Source organism: Nocardia brasiliensis, assembly GCF_011801125.1.
Taxonomy (GTDB): Bacteria; Actinomycetota; Actinomycetes; order Mycobacteriales; family Mycobacteriaceae; genus Nocardia; species Nocardia brasiliensis_C.
The window spans coordinates 1,750,215-1,766,805 of record NZ_CP046171.1 but is presented as its reverse complement, the minus strand read 5'-3'; the positions used below and the strand labels follow the sequence as shown (position 1 = coordinate 1,766,805).

Sequence of the window (16,591 nt, the reverse complement as noted above, 5' to 3'; positions counted from 1 at the left end):
CATGGCGAATTCCGATGCGGCAGAGGCCATCATCGATATCGAGAACCTGACCAGAGAATTCACCCTGTCCCGCAAGGACGGTCGCCGATGGCGGCGGCGACGCGAGACCTTGACCGCGGTGGACCGCATGACTTTCCGGATCGAGCGCGGCGCCGCGGTCGGCTATATCGGCGCCAACGGCGCGGGCAAATCCACGACCATCAAAATGCTCACCGGCATCCTGGTGCCCACCGCCGGTAGCGTGCGCACCTGCGGGCTGGAACCGGTCCGGCAGCGGCGCGAACTGGCCGCCCGGATCGGCGTCGTATTCGGGCAGCGCTCCCAGCTCTGGTGGGATCTGCCACTGCGCGAATCGTTTTCGATCCTCGCGGCCATCCACCGGTTGGAGCCCGATGCCGCGCGCAAACGCGAGCACGAGCTGGTCGAGCAGTTGGAGATGGCCGAGACGCTGGACACGCCGGTACGCCAGCTCTCGCTGGGACAGCGCATGCGCGCGGAGGTGGCCGCGGCCCTGCTGCACTCCCCCGAACTGGTGATTCTGGACGAGCCGACGATCGGACTCGACGTGCTGTCGAAGCAACGCCTGCGCGAGTTCCTGCGGGCCGAGCGCGCCGAGCGCGGCACCACGCTGCTGCTCACCACCCATGACATGGGCGACATCGAAAGACTGTGCGGCCGAGTGCTCGTGGTGGATCACGGACACCTGGTCTACGACGGGTCACTGACCGGGCTGGCCGCGACGGTGGGGGCGCGCCGCGTCCTCGTCGTCGATCTGGCCGAGCCCACACCGGATCTCGACGATCTGCCGTGCGCGCAGCTGCTCGAATCCGAAGGCGGCGGCATGCGTCAGCGGCTGGCCTTCGATCCGGAACAGACCACCGCCGCACAGCTGCTCGCGCTGGTCTCCGAGCGCGCCGAGGTGCGGGACCTGTCCATCGAGGAGCCCGAAATCGAAGACGTGGTGCGGCGGATATACGAATCCGCCCGCTGAACCAGCGGGCGGATCCGGTGCGAAGGTGCTCGGTCGTCAGCGGGTTTCGCGGGCGCCCTGATCGAGCCGGAACGGCGGGTACTCGTCGCGCATCAGCGTGGCGTAGGCCTGCACTCGGATGCTCCAGCGGCTGATGCCGAGGACGAAGTCGTACACGCCTTGCGGGTACCGGGCGGTGAACAGCAAGCCGAGCAGCGCGACGATCAGCAGGATGCTGATCAGGGGGATGCTCGTGCTGCCGTACCAGGAGTCGTCGTCGCTCATCGCGAACGTCGCGCCACCGGTCATCATCGCGGCCAGGATCAGATAGTGCGGAATGGCCAGCAGCCACCACTTCACCAGCACCAGGCCACGACTGAGCCGCTCGGGGTAGTCGACCTCGAGATCGGCCGGGTACTCCGCGTTCGGTTGCAGGCTGAACGGCGGATACTTGTCGGTGCCGAGCACCGACAGCGCGTAGAACTCCACCCGCCACGTCCAGCGCATGACACCGACATTGAAGTCGAACAGCGCCTTCGGATACCTGGCGGTGAACAGAATCGCGAAGAACGCGACTATCGTGAGCACGATATAACCGATGTGCAGGAAGAACAGCACGATGTAATGCGGAATGGCGAGAATCCATTTCACCAACCACATCCAGCGTGACAGTTCCGGATCCAGATCACCGCGCACACGAATCGGAGCGACCGCGTCGACCGCTTTCGCGGCAATCTCGGGATTTTCGGGTTCCATGATCGACGCCCCTTTCAGATGCTTTCGATCCACGCCGCAAACAAATGCGACCTGCATCGATTGTCACGTACGCGAAGTGCGCGAACGCCACGATCTGATATCGACACGCCGACGAATAGATGTGCGCGGCGGCGAGATGCCTATCGGCCGCCGCGATCGTCCGCTGCGGCGCGCCGGTATCAGGTCAGCCCAGCGGCCTGCTCGTCGGCACGTTCACAAAGCTGGGCGCGGCGGGATCGAGCACCAGATGCTGCGGTGCCAGCGCGTTGCCGATGCCACCGTCGAACAGCAGCGGCGGCGGCAGGAAGCCGCGCGGGAAGTTGCTCGCGAAGACGTTGACGCGCAATCGATGTCCCGGCGCGAGCACGGCATCGACCGGATTGACCGCGACATCGAGTGTGGTCGGCTGCCCCGGCACCAGCGTCTGCCGATCGGCGAGAGTCAGCTTGTAGACCGTGCGGGTGTAGTCGCCGTCCGCGTCCTTTTCGCTCTTTTCCTCGTCGACCGCACGCAGCGACGCCGCGAGCTGCCCGCTGGCCAGCACGGTCGATTGTCCGTCCGGCGCAACATCGTTCACGCTGACGGCCCAGTAGCCCTCGATGTTGTCGTACATCGTGTTGAGGTGCACCGTGATCGGTCCGGACAGCTCGGTCGGCTCGGTCACCGCAGCCCCGGTGAAGGTGAGCCCGCCCGACTCGTGGATGCGGTCGTCGCGGCCGCAGAAGTTGGCCAGGCTGATGACGCCCGCGGACTCGACCGCCGCGTCGCGCGAGCACAGCGAGGTGATCCCGGTGACCGGCGACACCGTCAATCGTGCGGCGTCCCGGGGCGTCTGCGCGGTCAGCGAACCGTCGTAGACACTGTTGGCGGTGCCGCTACGGACCGGCGAGAGGTACATCCGCTGGTGATCCAGGCCGGGGCGCGGGAACGAGGAGGTAGTGGTCCAGCCGCCGCCCTGCTGCCACAGTGCGACCGGCCCGTACTGGTCGATCCCGTTGTCGATTCCCTTGAGCCACTTGTCGAACCACGCCATCTGCAACACGTCCAGACGCGGCGGCCGCCCCGGGTTGCCGAGGCCCGAACCCGGGTTGAAGTGATAGGTGTCGCCCATGATCAGTTTCTTCTTCTCCGGCGGCAACGGAATATCGTCGAACGACCGTGCGCTGGACGCGGCGAAGATGTCGTGCCAGCCGCCATAGACAAAGGCCGGCACCCGAATCTGTTCCGGATGACTGTCGGTGAACGCCGACCGCAGCGGGCTGCCGGGCAACAGCTGCTGTTTCAGCGGTTCCGGCACCGAGTCCACGGTGAGCGACAACGCCATCAGGATGTAGTCGAAGAATTCCAGCGGCGTCTGGATCCGATCCATCAGCCATTTCAGGTCGAGGTGACCGAGCGCAATACCGACCGGGTCCGGGAAATTCGAGATCAGATCGACCGCCGCGATGTAGAGCGGACCGAACAAGCCCAGTCCCCCGCCGGGGAAAGCCACATCGGTGAGCGTATCGGTGCTGCCCTCTACCGGGAATATGGCCTTGAGCGCGGGCGGGTTCTGCTCGGCTGCCTTGAACTGGTTGATACCGGAGTACGAGATACCCGACATACCGATATTGCCGTCCGACCACGGCTGCTTGCTCGCCCAGTCGATCATTTCCAAGGTGTCCTGAGTTTCCCGGCTCTGGAAGAACTTCCAGTCACCGTGGGAGTACCCGGTCCCGCGCACGTCGGCGACGATGTAGGTGTAGCCCTGCTGCACCAGTTTTCGATCCGCGCCGAAAGTCCGTGCGGCGCCGCCACTGAGCGCCCTGGTGAGATCGGTGATCGAGTCGAACGGCGTGCCACCGAAGTCGAAGCGATTCACCAGCTCGATCAGCGCATCGGAGAGCACCGGGATGTTCAGCGCGAGATCGGCGAGCAGCGAGACGAACTTCGTGTACGGGGTCAGGTTGACGATGGTCGGCAGCGGTTCGTCCACGATCCGGCCCGCCGCGTCCACCGGACGATAGATGTTCGCCTTCAGCACCGTCCCGTCGCTCATGGTGACCGGCACGTCGAAGTCGATGTGCACCGGTCCGGGATATTTCGGCGGGCCGTCGTGCGCGGCGAGCCAGGCCTGCGCGAGTTCACCGCCGTCGGGCGGCGTCTCGGCGACGGCCGTGCTCGGCACGACCCATAGCGCGGTCATGGCGGCCGCGACCACCATGACCCCGGCCCGTGCTGCGACACGGCGAACTGTCCTCATCGACATCGAACCTCCTGACAGACCCGCTTAAAAACATTGCCGTACCCAAAGCGAATGCGAGAGTAACCGGGACCACACCCGATAGGCAATTATGAGCTGGGTCACCAGCTGGAAGGTGACTACCCTCAGGGGATGGGACTCGAGGCCGGCGTCGACCGCGGCCGCCTACCGCGCGGCACCCACGGCCTGGCGCCGGAGGCGGTCGCACACTCGCAACGCATGCGGATGTATCTCGGCGTGCTCGAGGCGGTGGCCGAACGCGGCTATGCTGCAACGACAGTCGGCGATATCGTGGCTCGCGCCAGCGTCTCCCGGCGCACCTTCTACGAATTGTTCCGCGGCCGCGACGACTGCTTCACCGAAGCCTTCGAGGCCGCGGTAGACCTGGTGCTCGGCGAACTCGACACCAGCGTGCAGGCCACGCCGCGCTCGGAATGGCGGGTCCTGATCCGCCGGACGCTGGAGACCTACCTGCGCGTGCTATCCGAAAACGGCGTCTACGCCCGGGCACTGCACATCGAGTGCCTGGTGGCCGGGCCGATCGTCGCGCAGCAGCGGCGGGCGATGAAAACGCTGCTCGCCAACCGCATGCACGCCGCCTTCCGGATCGGCCGCACCGCGGGCGATATCCCGGTAGACGTCCCGCCCGATATCTTCGAGGCGCTCATCGGCGCCGTGGACGACCGCATCCGCGACTGCCTGGACGGCCCTGGGGCGCAGGCGCTACCAGATCTCGGTGCACATCTGTACCAGATCACCATGGCCCTGTTCGGCGTACCGGACTGGCGCCAGGACTAGGCACACCCAGTGCCCGCCACGGGTGCCGCGCAAGGTTTCGTACGGCGCGTGCGTGTCGGTCGGCTGACACGCACGCGGGACGACGAAATGTGCGCGGCGGGCGCCACGTTCACCCGGGACCGGTGCCCTGCGCCGAATAGAGGCTCACTTCGCCGTCCTCGCTGAGGAAGGCGTTCACCAGCATCATGCGCTGCGCCTGCAGTTCGTCCGGGTCAGGGGCCTCGGTGGTGATCGAGATCTGCGGTATCGCGGCCCAGTTCACCACGTAGCGCTCCGGCGGCCCGTCGTCGTCGGACAGGCGGGCGAGCCGGAACACCGAAACGGTCTTGCGCACGATGAGGGTGCGCACTACCTCGCCGATTCGCTCCGGGTCTTCCAGCGCGAACATGAACCCGAAGGTGAGCTCGGGCGATGACACGTAGGCAGGCACGAATATCGAGGCTAGCCGATCGCACGGCGGCCCGCAGCCGCCGCGCCGAACCGGTTGCTGCCCATGAACTGAGGTGGCGATGTCGGAAACTGCGACGGTATCCGCATGTGACCGCTCCGTGACGGATCATAACGATTCATCGGCGCCGGATAGATTTGTACACCATACTATTGCGCGGATTCGACAACCGCGCTTTCCTGAAAGAGTCCCGATTTCTCGGGCCGTCTTCCTCATCGCATCGTCGCGGATTTCCCGGTTTCTTTGCCGTGCTGGTGGACTGTGGGGGTGACGTCCGAGCGCGGGGCTGCGCCGGAGCCGAGGGGTGCCCCTCCCCGAAATCCCCCTCGGCCCTGGCGCATCCAGAATTGGATCGTGACCGCAGGGGTGTGCACATGCCTACCGAATACGCAGGCGTCCGTATCGGCATCGAAGAGTTGCCACCACCCGCGGAGTTGTTGCGCGCCTTCCGAAACGAGCCGAATCACCGTAAGCACAGTGTGCTCACCGCCGCCCGCGAACTCGTCGAATGCCATGAGCGACGGCACAATGCGCTCGAAGCCGCGCACGCGCCCGGGGTCACCACCGGCCGCGTGGTCGCGTGCGGTCAGCTCATCGAGGACATCGACGAGCACCGGGCCGAGCTCGTCGCGCGCATCGACAGCTGGGTGGCAGGCAACGTCGAGCACCGCGGCGGCGCCTCGCTGCACACCGAGACCCTCGGCGCGGTCATCGATCGACTGGCGGCGAAATGGATTGCGGCACAACAAGCTTTACGAACGACGCCGCAGCAGGCGCACCGCGTGCAGGTGGACGGGGAAGCCCACCTGCAATGGTGCAGGCTCGCCGAACTGACCGACGGATACCGCGACCTGATCACCGACGTCACCGAGCACCGGCGCAGGCTGCCGGTGTGGTGATCAGCGCGACGGGTTGATCAGCGCGTCTCGCCGGGCTCCGGCTCGACCACTTCGGCGTCCACATAGGGCGCCTCGGTCGCTACCGGATCTTTCACCACCGCTTCGGCGGCCGGCGGGGCGAGATCATCGTCGAGATCGAGATCGCGCTGTGCCGCCGCGTCCCGGCGCGCGGCCGCGGCGGCTTCCCGCATCTCGATCCCGTCGGTGATCCACTCACCGATCTCCTTGGTGACCTCCGCGACCGTGCCCGCGATGATGCTCGCGATATTGCCGACATGCTTCGCACCCGAGGACGTCAATTCTTGAATGAGGTCCTTGTTGCTTTCGAATTTCCCAATCATTCACACGCCCACTTCGCTTGCCTTTCGCTGACGCATCACGATAACACCGGGAGAAGGCTCGCTCTTGACCAAGCCGGGCGGCAGTGCGAGCTTGAAAATTTTCAGCCACACCGAACCGATCTGCTTACCGAGCGGGCCGGTGTTGTACGGCAATCCGTACTTTTCACACAGTGCCCGGACCTCCGGCGCCATCTCCGGATAGCGCGCGGCGGGCAGGTCCGGGAACAGGTGATGTTCGATCTGGTGCGACAGGTTGCCGGACATGATGTGGAACAGTTTGCTGCCGGTGATGTTGGCCGAGCCGAGCATCTGCCGCACGTACCACTCGCCGCGGGTCTCGTCGGCGGTCTCCTCCTCGGTGAACGTCTGTACGCCGGTAGGGAAATGGCCGCAGAAGATGATCGAGAAGGCCCACAGGTTGCGCACCAGGTTGGCGGTCACGTTGCCCGCGAGCGTGCTGAAGAACAGCGGGCCGCTCAGCGCCGGGAAGATCACGTAGTCCTTGAGCACCTGCTTGCCGGCCTTGCGCCACTGCCCCTTCACCAATTTCTTGATGTCGGACCACTTCCGCTTGCCCGCGACGATGTTCTCGACCTCGAGGTCGTGCCCCATCACGCCCCACTCGAACAGCACCATCAGCGCGAAGGCGTACAGCGGCTGTCCCAGGCGCAGCACGTTCCACGACTGGGCCTCGTCCATCCGCAGGATGCTGTAGCCGATGTCGCGGTCTTTGTTGTGGATGTTGGTGTAGGTGTGGTGCAGGTAGTTGTGCGAATGCTTCCACTGGTCCGCCGGGCAGACGGTATCCCATTCGAAGACACGGGAATTCACGCCGGGCTCACGCATCCAGTCGTACTGGCCGTGCATGACGTTGTGGCCGATCTCCATGTTGTCCAGGATCTTCGACACACTCAGCGCGGCGACGGCGGCCAGCCAGAACGGCGGCAGGAAGCCGAGATACATCAGGCCGCGGCCTGCGATCTCGAAACCACGCTGCGCCTTGATGATCGAGTACAGGTATTCGCGGTCACGCTCGCCCAGATCGGCGACGACCTTGGCGCGCAGTTCGTCCAGCGCCCGGCCGAGCTCTTCGACCTGATCGGGGCTCAGTACCAGGGGTCCGTCTTCGGTTTCGGTGAGGATGGTCATCGATTGCTCCTCTTGTTCGGTCAGATGTCGATCGCGACGTCGCCCACAGGGGCGTTGATGCAGAGCTGGATGGGCTGATCCGGGTCACTGTCGGTCTCGCCGGTGCGCAGGTTGCGGGTGCAACCGGAACGGCGAACGGCCGTGCAGGAGAAGCAGATTCCCATCCGGCAGCCGTATTCGGGGGTGAGTCCCGCCGCTTCGGCCTGTTCCAGCAGGGTGGCGCCGCTGTTGTCCGCGGTGACGCCGGTGGCGGTGAAACTCACTGTGCCGTAGGCATCTTCGGCGTCGACCGGAGCGAGGGAGATCGTGAATTCCTCACTGTGCAGCCGCTGGTCGAGCTGCTCGGCCTGGTAGATCTTGCACACCGCGTCCATCAGCGACTGCGGGCCGCAGACAAAGGTTTCCGCGTCGGCGAACCACGGCGCCACCCGCTCCAGTTCGTCGTAGTCGAAATACCCGCTGGCGGCCGCGGTAGCCACGTCGACCCACGGCGCCTTACGGTTGACATTGCTCGTGTCGGACCGCCACGGATACCGCAGTTCGATGCGGAAGTTCTTGTGCCGCTGCGCGATCGCGTCGAGTTCGGCGCGATGCGGCACCACCTCGGGCGATTTCGCGTAGTGCAGGAACACGACCTCGCCCGGATAGTCCTCGGCGGCCAGAGTACGCAGCATCGACAGCACGGGCGTGATCCCGCTGCCGCCGCTGATCAGCAGCACTCGGTCGGGCCGCCGGTCGGGCAGCCGGAACGTCCCCGCGGCGGGCTCCAGGTCGACCACCAGTCCCGGCCGCGCGTTGCGGTGCAGGTACTGCGACACCAGCCCCTCCGGGTGGGCCTTGATGGTGAGTTGCAGCTGCTTGTCCCGCCCGCTCGCCGGGCCGACCGGCGAATAGCAGCGGGTGTGCCGGACGCCGTTGATCACGACGCCGATCTGCACGTACTGGCCCGCGACATGACCCCGCCACTGGCGGGTCGGGCGCAGGGTCAGCGTCACCGAACCCGGCACCGACCGGTCGACGTCGACGATCTCGGCGCGCATCTCCCGCGCGGTCAGCGTGGGACGCACCAGTTCCAGGTATCGGTCCAGCGGATGGGGCGTGGTCAGGGTCTGCACCAGATTGATGAGATCCACCATTCGTTCTCCGTACCTCCGCGTCGGGGTCCTGCGTCAGGGCTGTGGCACAGGTCCTGCGGCGTTGCGTTCCAATTTCAGTGCACATCTGTACACTAAACTAGTGTGACCGATGACAGGGGTCGGGTGTCAACCGGCAAAACATGTGACCCGAACAACACCTTTGGATAAGTGGAATGGTGAACGGATGTATGCTCACCGTGATGAGCGAGCAGTCAGCAACCCGAGGCGAGCGCAAGGAGCGCACGCGGCAAGCCCTCATGGACGGCACCCTGGCGCTGGCCGCCGACCGCGGTTTCGCCGCGCTGAGCCTGCGTGAGATCGCCCGTTCCGCGGGCATCGTGCCGACCGCCTTCTATCGGCATTTCGCCTCGCTCGACGATCTCGGCGCGACGTTGGTCGACGACGGGATCACCGCCCTTCGCCTCGCGCTGCGCGAGGTGCGCCGCAATCCCGACGCCGGCCTCGCCGCCACCGTGCGGTTCGTGTTCGCGCAGGTCGACCCGAAGCGCGAACTGTTCGGCTTCCTCACCAGGGAACGCCACGGCGGCTCGGCGGCGCTGCGCAAATCCATCGCGCTGGAGATCCAACTGATCGTGCGCGAACTCGTCGCCGACCTCTCCCGCATCCGCGCGCTGGACTCCTGGTCCCCCGCGGATCTCGAGATCGCCGCCGACCTCCTGGTCGCCACGGTCTCCGACGGCATCGCCGCCTACGTCTCGGCGCCCCCGCGCGAGCAAGAACTTCTCGTCGACCGCACCGTGCGGCAAATGCGCCTGATCGCCCTCGGCATGGGCGCCTGGTCGCCCCCGAAACAACGCTGAGCCAGGCCCGTTCGCGGCGCGTTCGCCGCCCTGGGGTGGATGCGGGCGGGGCGCGGGCCTTCTATGCTCGGCAGCGACGTGGCACCGGCCGACAGCGCACGGAGGACGCATGACGCAGAAAGATCGTGGGCCGCGGTTCTTTCCAGCCTGGTTCGGTCGCTGGCAGAGCCGGTACCTGAACCCGCTCGCACTGCGCCTAGCGCCGCACCTGACAACGTTCGCGGTGATCGAGCATCGGGGACGCAAGTCGGGCAAGCACTACCGGACGCCGGTCAGCACGTTCAGCATCGACGGCAAACTGGGCGTGGTGCTCGGACACGGCACCACCGACTGGGCGCGCAACGTGCTCGCGGCGGGCGGCGCCGAGGTGCGCCGCGGCGGCGCGGCCATCCGGCTCACCAACCCGCGCATCGTCGACAGCGCGGCAATACCGAGACTGCCGCTCGCGCCCCGCCTGGAGATCGGCCTCGTCGCGGCGACCACCGGCAAGCGGCTCCAGCTGTTCGTCGCCGATATCGCGGCGAACTGACGAAGCCGGTTGCCGGTCAACGCCGGTGCACCTCCAGTGCACTGCGCACCCCGCTCTCCAAGGCGCCCTCGATCCACGCGGTGTTGAGGCTGGTGTGGTCGCCGGCGAAATGCACGCGGCCCTCGGCCGCGCGAGCGGCGAGATGGTGCTCGTGGAGCTGTCCCGGTGCAGGCATGGCGGCTTCACCGAGCGCGTAGCGGGCCCGCGCCCAGCTCTGGGTCACACCGACACCGGTGAATTCGGCATCGACGCGGCGGCCGAACAGGTCACGCAGCCCGGCCAGGGCGAAGTGGATGCGCTCACCATCGGTGAGCGCGTCCCAGCGCATCGCATCCTCGGCGAAGGTGTAGGACGCCAGCACCACACCGCCGTCGGAATCGGCTACGTGGGAAGGGAAATAGGTGGACCGGTTCGGAGAGTCACTGACGCAACGCCCGCCGCGGAACCCGGCGGGCCCCTGCTCCCAGAATCGACTCTTGAACTCCAGCAACACTTTTGTCGCCGAGTCGTGCTGCAGTTCGATGATCGCCCTGCGTTTGGCGTAGCTCAGCGGCGGGTCGAACGCGCAGAATCGCGCCGCGGGGAACGGGATCGCCACGATCGCGTAGTCCGCGTCGAACGACTCGCCCGGACCGACCGGGCGGCCGTCGGTGCTCTCGTCGCCGGACTCCGCGGTGGTCCAGATCCGCACGCCGTGCTCGGTCTGCTCCAGCCGGGTCATGCGTTTCCCCAGCAGCACGGCCGGTCCGAGCTGTCTGGCCAGCGCGTCGGTGAGCGTCGCCATGCCGCCCGCCAATTCCCAGTAGGTGGCGCCGGGCGGGATCAGGGTGTGGTCGACGAGCGGAAAGACGACACTGTGGCGCAACCGGGCGGTCAGGTTCTCCAGCGTGCCGACCGCGTCGATCTGCTGCTTCGACCAGCCCTGCTCGCGCAGATAGTCACGCAGCGAATGGTTCTCGTAGGTGTCGAGCAGTCCGGTCCAGCTCTCGACCTGCCGCTGGATCGAATCACGGTGCACCACGGCGTCTTTGCGTAGTTCGGCATCGAGAGCGGCGCTACTCGGGATGCGCAGCCCGCACCCGAAGCCCGCGTGCACCTTGCCCGGATCCGCGGCGTAGTCGGCGCGCGTGACGAGGGTGCCGTTCACCCGGATCAGGCCGCGGCCCGCCGGAGCCGGTGGCACGTAACGCATTACGGGTCCATTGGACCACTCCTCGCCGGTGAAGGAGCGATAGAACACCGGCGGGGTGTCAGGTGTCGCGGTCTCGGGGTGCACATCGGCGCTGTAGAACGGCCTGCGCCGGAGGCCGAGCCGGTCGGCCAGCGCCAGTGCCAGCGGTTGCGCGCTGGACAGCCGCATCGCCCCGCCCTCGGCATACAGGGCCGGATCGGTGAAGACACCCCGGAACGTCTTGACCCGGCCGCCGACACGATTTCGGTTGGCCTCCAACACCGTCACCCGATGTCCGGCCGCGGCGAGCAGGCTCGCCGCGCTCAGCCCAGCCGGGCCCGCGCCGACGACGACGATCCGCTTAGGCCGGTCGGGCGCGGACAGGCCGGTGTCGACGAGCGTCTTCAGGTAGGTCAACGTGAGGTCGGATCCATCGGCCTCGACCCCGAGCAATTGCCGGGCCAGCCATTCGCTGCGCGAGCTGCCCCCGACCGACGCGGCGGGCGCGCACCGCGTCGTCGCGAACGCGCCTGCGGCAAGCGCCCCCGAGGCCAGCGCGGCGCCGAGCACTCGACGCCGCGACACCGCGCCGTTCCCCATTCCCCAGCCTCCCCGATCCGCGGGCGCCGCCTCGCCTCCGTTGTGACGGCCGCAGACGGTACCCGAATCCGCGCCGCCCCCAGCGGATCTCACCGCCACGGCCGGTAGGCCGGGCGATTCGTCCGTCGACGGTGCGGTGGATCGATCAGGCGATGTCGGCCGGGGCCGCCAGTGCGGCCTGCATCGCTACGCCGTCGATGTAGGTGTGCTTTTCGCGCACCGCGCCGTCGGCTACGAAGACCAGGTCCGCGATGTCGACGTCGACGGGCGCGCCGGTGATCGAGGTACCGGACAACTTCCACTGCACCGCCCAGAAATCATCCCCCACCCGCAGATTGATCAGATGGAAGGTCAAATCGGGGACCAGGGCGAAGGTTTGCGCCGCGGCGGCGCGGATCTCGGCACGTCCGTGCGCGGGCTCACCGCCGGAGTGCAGATGGAAAATCGAGTCGGGCGTGTGCATCGCGACGATGCGGTCAGGATCGCGATCCGCCCAGCAGGCGTGGTAGCGCTCGAACAGATCCTTGGTGTCAGCGGACATGGGCCGGAATCCTTCTAAGATACAAACAGTCTGACTGTATGTTCCACGACCGCAGCCGCGTCGGTCAAGGGGTGCGGCGGCGTGGCTAGACTGCTACGTCGCCATGAACCCTGATCGACGAACCCAGGCCGAACGCTCGGCTTCGACCCGCGCGGCGGTGATCCGTGCCGCGCGAGAACTGTTCGGCCGGTTCGGATACGGCGCGGTGAGCACCGTCGCGGTCGCCGAGGCGGCCGGGGTCAGCCGTGGCGCGCTCTACCACCAGTTCAGCGAGAAGCGCGAGCTGTTCGAGGCGGTCTTCGAGGATCTCGAGCGCAGCCTGGTCGAGGTGATCGGCAGCGCGGTCGCCGAGGCCCGCGCCGCCGACCCGATCGCCGGCCTGATCGTGGGCTGCCTGGCGTGGCTGCAGGCGTCGACCGCGCCGGAAGTGCGTCGCATCGCGTTACTCGACGGCCCCGCGGTGCTCGGCTGGCAGCGGTGGCGCGAGATCGAACTGCGCCACACGATCGGCCTGGTCGAGAACGCTTTGGCCGGGGCGATCGCCGCCGGACGCATCCGCCCCCAACCCGTGCGCCCACTGGCATTGATCATCGTCGGCGCACTCGACGAGACTGCCCAAATCCTCGCCCACCCAACGGAATCCACCGAAGACACGGCCGCCGTCCGCGCGGTGATCGAAGACCTGATCACCGGCCTCGCGATCAATTCCTAGACCACACCCGTCCAGCACAGGCCCGCGCGCTCCCAGCGGAAGTCGGCCGGGACCATTGATTTGTCCATTTTAGATAGTGATCAATCACTATCTATGTTAGCGTGGGCGAAACGGGCCAGGAGGCATGCGATGTTCGACATGATCGTGCGAGACGGACTCTGGTTCGACGGGACCGGCGCGCCACCGCAGCGGCGCGACCTCGGCATCCAGCGCGGCGTCGTGACGGCGATCTCGGCACAGCCGCTGCCGAGCGGCCCGGACACCGAGGTGATCGAGGCCGAGGGCAAATGGGTCGCACCGGGTTTCGTCGACGTGCACACCCACTACGACGCCGAACTCCTTGCCCGACCCGACCTCTCGGAGTCGGTGCGGCACGGCGTGACGACGGTGTTCATCGGCAACTGCTCGCTGTCGACCATCCTCGCCGCCAACGAGGACTGCGCGGACTTCTTCAGCAGGGTCGAGGCCGTGCCCCGCGACGCCGTGCACGGTGTCCTGGAGTCCCACCGCGACTGGCGCACGCCTGCCGAGTACGCCGCGTCGCTGGAGCGACTGCGGTTGGGGCCCAATGTGGCCGCCTTCCTCGGCCATTCGGATCTGCGGACGCACGTGCTCGGCCTCGATCGGGCCGTCACCCGCGACACCCGTCCCAGCGCGGACGAACTTGCCCGCATGCAAACGCTTTTGGAGCAGGCCATCGACGCGGGCTTCCTCGGGTTGTCCTCGATGACCAATACCCTGGACAAGATCGACGGCAAGATCTACCGTTCCCGCTCGCTGCCCTCGACCTACGCGCGCGGCCGGGAATTCCGGGCGCTCAACGCGGTATTGCGCAGGCGCGGCCGCATCCTGCAGAGCGCGCCGACCATCAACTTCCGGCCCAACATCTGGAAGTTCTTCGCGGCGAGCTCGGGGCTGTTCGGCCGCAAGCCGTTGCGGACCTCGCTGCTGTCGGCCGCGGACTCGAAGGCGTATCCGCCGATCGTGTTCTTCATGCTCTACGCCGCGCCGCTGCTGAACCGGTTCGCGCGCACCGAGTTCCGGTGGCAGCACCTGCCGGTGCCGTTCACCGTCTATGCCGACGGCATCGACCTGGTGGTGTTCGAGGAGTTCGGCGCGGGCGCCGCGGCACTGCACCTCAAGGACCAGGTCGAGCGCGATGAACTGTTGCGGGACGAGGAGTATCGCCGCTGGTTCCGCAAGGACTACGACAACAAGTTCAGCCCTCGGATCTGGCACCGCGACTTCTTCGACGCCACCATCGTCGCCTGCCCGGACGAAAGCGTGATCGGCAAGACCATCGGGCAGGTCGGCAAGGACCGCGGGCTGCACCCGGTGGACGCCTACCTCGACCTGGTCGTGGCGTACGGCGCCCGGCTGCGGTGGCGCACCACGGTGGCCAACCACCGGCGCAAGTACCTGGACAAGCTCGCCACGAACCCCGGCGTGCAGATGGGTTTCGGCGACGCGGGCGCGCATCTGCGCAACATGGCGTTCTACAACTATCACCTGCGGCTGCTCGAACGCGTGCAAGCCGCGCAGGCCGGCCGCAAGCCCATCATGCGGATCGAACAGGCCATCCACCGGCTGACCGGCGAACTCGCCGACTGGTACGGCCTCGACGCCGGCCACCTGCGCGTCGGTGACCGCGCCGACCTGGTCGTCATCGACCCGGCCGGACTCGACCAGTCCGTGCACGGCCTGCACGAGCACCCGATGCCGGAGTTCGGACTCAACCGCATGGTCAATCGCAACGACGCCGCGGTGACCGCGACCGTCGTCAACGGCGTAACCGTCTATCGCCGAGGGCAATTCGCGGAAGGCTTCGGCACCGACTGGGGCACCGGGCAGTTCCTGCGGGTCGACCAGCCCGCGCGCAAACCCGCCGAGGTCCGCCATTCCGTCGTCTCCTGATCGGCTCCGGCGCACCGTGCCCTTACGATCGCGCGTATGAGCCGCACCCAGCGCGAACGGCGCGAGACCACCATCGCCAAGCTGATCGACGCGAGCATCGCGACGATCAGCGAGAAGGGTTACGCGCGTGCCTCGGTCAAGACCATCGCGGCGAGGGCCGGGCTGTCCTACGGTGCACTGTTCCGGCATTTCGAGACCACGGCGGACTTCATGGTCGCCACCGCCGAGGAGGCGTTCCGCCGCCAGCTCGACGCCTTCGAGACCCGGTTCGCCGCCATTCCGGAGCAGGAGCGCACCATGGAAACGGTGCTGCGCCTGCAATACGAGCTCGCGGGCAACACCGTCAACACCGCGATCTACGAGCTGCAACTGGCGGCTCGCACCGACGAGAAGCTACGTGCCGGACTGCAACCGGCGCTGTTCACCTACGGCGTGCGGATTCTGCAGCTCGCGGTGGCGACCACGGACCCGGATCCCGCCATCGATCCGGCCGACTTCGCCACCGTGGTGTTCATGATCAGCGACATGTTCGACGCCGAGCACCTCTTCCGGCACGTCCGCCCCTACCCGGAGCTGACCGAACGCCGAATCCAGTTGCTCATCACCATGATCGACTCCCTCCGCCCGACCAGCTGACCCACCGTTCGCCTCAGCGCAAGCGCAACCGAATGAACGCGCCCAGTCGCCGACGCCAGTCGAGGATCATCGGAAGTGTTGGCAGCCAGAATGTTTCGGGGCGCGGAAAGCCTTGCCGCGCCAATCCGACGAGCCCGAACCTGCTCGAATCGCGCAGCACCGACAGCAGCGGCAGCACGGGCTGGTAGTCGTAATCCAGCCTGCCCTTGCCGAGCAATTCGGTGATGAGTCGGCCCATCTGTTCGGGCGAACGGGTCAGCCCCTTGATCTCCGGATGCGTCCGGCGCCACTGATCGGCGGCCTGCTCGGAAGCGAAGAAGCTGTTGTAGTCACACCATCCGACCACCCGGCGCGGCATCTCCCGCAGCGGATACCCCAGGTGCACCCGCAATGTCCGCGGCGCGTAGTCGAGCAGTACTCCGTCGCGCCCGACCAGACGCACCGGCTGCCCGGTCTGCCTGCACACCGATTCGACGACCACCTCCGCGCCGGGGAACTGTCCCGAGATCGCGCAGGCCTCGACGGCGCATTCGGCATACCAGCGCTGCACACCGTCGACCGTGACCCGGTAGTGGTTCGCGAACGTCGCGAACGGGCGCGCGTACACCAGCTCCCCCACCGCGGGTTGCGGATGCGCCAGCGGCTCGTCCTGGAATACAGGACTGTCCGCGTGCTCCCGATCCTGACGCGCCACGCAGATGGCCCCTTCCAGATCCCGCAGATCGGCGGCGAGTTCCGCCTCCGACAGCGCGAACTCCGCTCTGAGCTCGGCCAGCGTCGGTGCCGTCCCGTCCAGCCGCACCTGGGTCATGATCCGCTGCCTGATCTGTCTGGCACGGTCGGTGAGCTCCGCCATCACTACCTCCTGCTGATCACCGTCGCGACATCCCACCTAGTGCAATCACTGATTACTTTGTAATCACTGTTC

At 66.9% G+C, this 16,591-nt stretch carries 17 protein-coding genes; 8 read left to right on the top strand and 9 right to left on the bottom strand.

Annotation, left to right across the window (positions count from 1 at the left end; all coding sequences use genetic code 11):
- Position 1: 1 nt before the first annotated feature.
- Positions 2–991, top strand: coding sequence for an ABC transporter ATP-binding protein (locus F5X71_RS07960; RefSeq protein WP_029894597.1), 990 nt, complete (start codon positions 2–4; stop codon positions 989–991).
- A 36-nt stretch (positions 992–1,027) separates the two neighbouring features.
- Here F5X71_RS07960 and F5X71_RS07955 read toward each other — a convergent pair whose 3' ends face one another.
- Complete coding sequence (locus tag F5X71_RS07955; RefSeq protein ID WP_051727625.1) at positions 1,028–1,726, bottom strand: DUF4389 domain-containing protein; 699 nt, start codon at positions 1,724–1,726, stop codon at positions 1,028–1,030.
- 184 nt (positions 1,727–1,910) lie between these two features.
- Complete coding sequence (locus tag F5X71_RS07950) at positions 1,911–3,968, bottom strand: CocE/NonD family hydrolase (RefSeq protein WP_238815777.1); 2,058 nt, start codon at positions 3,966–3,968, stop codon at positions 1,911–1,913.
- A gap of 132 nt (positions 3,969–4,100) precedes the next feature.
- On the opposite strand from F5X71_RS07950, the gene F5X71_RS07945 reads away from it, so the two are divergent.
- Complete coding sequence (locus F5X71_RS07945) at positions 4,101–4,766, top strand: TetR/AcrR family transcriptional regulator (protein WP_029894592.1); 666 nt, start codon at positions 4,101–4,103, stop codon at positions 4,764–4,766.
- A gap of 109 nt (positions 4,767–4,875) precedes the next feature.
- Here F5X71_RS07945 and F5X71_RS07940 read toward each other — a convergent pair whose 3' ends face one another.
- Positions 4,876–5,196, bottom strand: a complete 321-nt coding sequence (locus F5X71_RS07940) for a hypothetical protein (RefSeq protein WP_029894591.1) — start codon at positions 5,194–5,196, stop codon at positions 4,876–4,878.
- Positions 5,197–5,588: 392 nt separating this feature from the next.
- Here F5X71_RS07940 and F5X71_RS07935 point away from each other — a divergent pair, with 392 nt between their 5' ends.
- Positions 5,589–6,113: a DUF4254 domain-containing protein gene (locus tag F5X71_RS07935; RefSeq protein WP_238815776.1), complete on the top strand. Its 525-nt coding sequence runs from the start codon at positions 5,589–5,591 to the stop codon at positions 6,111–6,113.
- Positions 6,114–6,130: 17 nt separating this feature from the next.
- Here F5X71_RS07935 and F5X71_RS07930 read toward each other — a convergent pair whose 3' ends face one another.
- Genes F5X71_RS07930 through F5X71_RS07920 form a run of 3 tightly spaced genes read right to left on the bottom strand, consistent with a single transcriptional unit; the run spans position 6,131 to position 8,739 of the window.
- On the bottom strand, positions 6,131–6,454 hold the full coding sequence (locus F5X71_RS07930) for a hypothetical protein (protein WP_029894587.1): 324 nt from the start codon (positions 6,452–6,454) through the stop codon (positions 6,131–6,133).
- Positions 6,455–7,603 (bottom strand): fatty acid desaturase family protein, encoded by a 1,149-nt coding sequence (locus F5X71_RS07925; RefSeq protein ID WP_029894585.1) that lies wholly within the window; start codon positions 7,601–7,603, stop codon positions 6,455–6,457.
- Positions 7,604–7,623: 20 nt separating this feature from the next.
- Positions 7,624–8,739: a ferredoxin reductase gene (locus tag F5X71_RS07920; protein ID WP_167461353.1), complete on the bottom strand. Its 1,116-nt coding sequence runs from the start codon at positions 8,737–8,739 to the stop codon at positions 7,624–7,626.
- Between the two features lie 200 nt (positions 8,740–8,939).
- Between F5X71_RS07920 and F5X71_RS07915 the strand changes: the two genes are divergently transcribed.
- Complete coding sequence (locus tag F5X71_RS07915; RefSeq protein ID WP_238815775.1) at positions 8,940–9,560, top strand: TetR family transcriptional regulator; 621 nt, start codon at positions 8,940–8,942, stop codon at positions 9,558–9,560.
- Between the two features lie 109 nt (positions 9,561–9,669).
- The gene (locus F5X71_RS07910; protein WP_167461351.1) at positions 9,670–10,089 is read left to right on the top strand and encodes a nitroreductase family deazaflavin-dependent oxidoreductase; all 420 of its coding nucleotides are present in this window, start codon (positions 9,670–9,672) and stop codon (positions 10,087–10,089) included.
- A gap of 16 nt (positions 10,090–10,105) precedes the next feature.
- Here the strand turns inward: F5X71_RS07910 and F5X71_RS07905 are convergent, their stop codons facing one another.
- Both F5X71_RS07905 and F5X71_RS07900 read right to left on the bottom strand, forming a co-directional pair.
- Entirely contained in the window at positions 10,106–11,860 is a 1,755-nt protein-coding gene (locus F5X71_RS07905) for a flavin monoamine oxidase family protein (RefSeq protein WP_167461350.1), read from the bottom strand.
- 145 nt (positions 11,861–12,005) lie between these two features.
- Positions 12,006–12,401, bottom strand: coding sequence for a nuclear transport factor 2 family protein (locus F5X71_RS07900; RefSeq protein WP_167461349.1), 396 nt, complete (start codon positions 12,399–12,401; stop codon positions 12,006–12,008).
- A 103-nt stretch (positions 12,402–12,504) separates the two neighbouring features.
- On the opposite strand from F5X71_RS07900, the gene F5X71_RS07895 reads away from it, so the two are divergent.
- The 3 genes from F5X71_RS07895 (at position 12,505) to F5X71_RS07885 (ending at position 15,663) form a co-directional block, all read left to right on the top strand.
- A complete protein-coding gene (locus F5X71_RS07895) occupies positions 12,505–13,113 on the top strand; it encodes a TetR/AcrR family transcriptional regulator (protein WP_167461348.1) in 609 nt (202 codons plus the stop codon).
- Between the two features lie 129 nt (positions 13,114–13,242).
- Positions 13,243–15,027: an N-acyl-D-amino-acid deacylase family protein gene (locus tag F5X71_RS07890; RefSeq protein WP_174817023.1), complete on the top strand. Its 1,785-nt coding sequence runs from the start codon at positions 13,243–13,245 to the stop codon at positions 15,025–15,027.
- Positions 15,028–15,063: 36 nt separating this feature from the next.
- The gene (locus F5X71_RS07885; protein WP_167461346.1) at positions 15,064–15,663 is read left to right on the top strand and encodes a TetR/AcrR family transcriptional regulator; all 600 of its coding nucleotides are present in this window, start codon (positions 15,064–15,066) and stop codon (positions 15,661–15,663) included.
- A gap of 13 nt (positions 15,664–15,676) precedes the next feature.
- Here F5X71_RS07885 and F5X71_RS07880 read toward each other — a convergent pair whose 3' ends face one another.
- Positions 15,677–16,519 carry an alkylmercury lyase family protein gene (locus tag F5X71_RS07880; protein WP_167461345.1) on the bottom strand — a complete coding sequence of 281 codons (843 nt, stop codon included), beginning with the start codon at positions 16,517–16,519 and terminating at the stop codon, positions 15,677–15,679.
- Positions 16,520–16,591 lie beyond the last annotated feature (72 nt).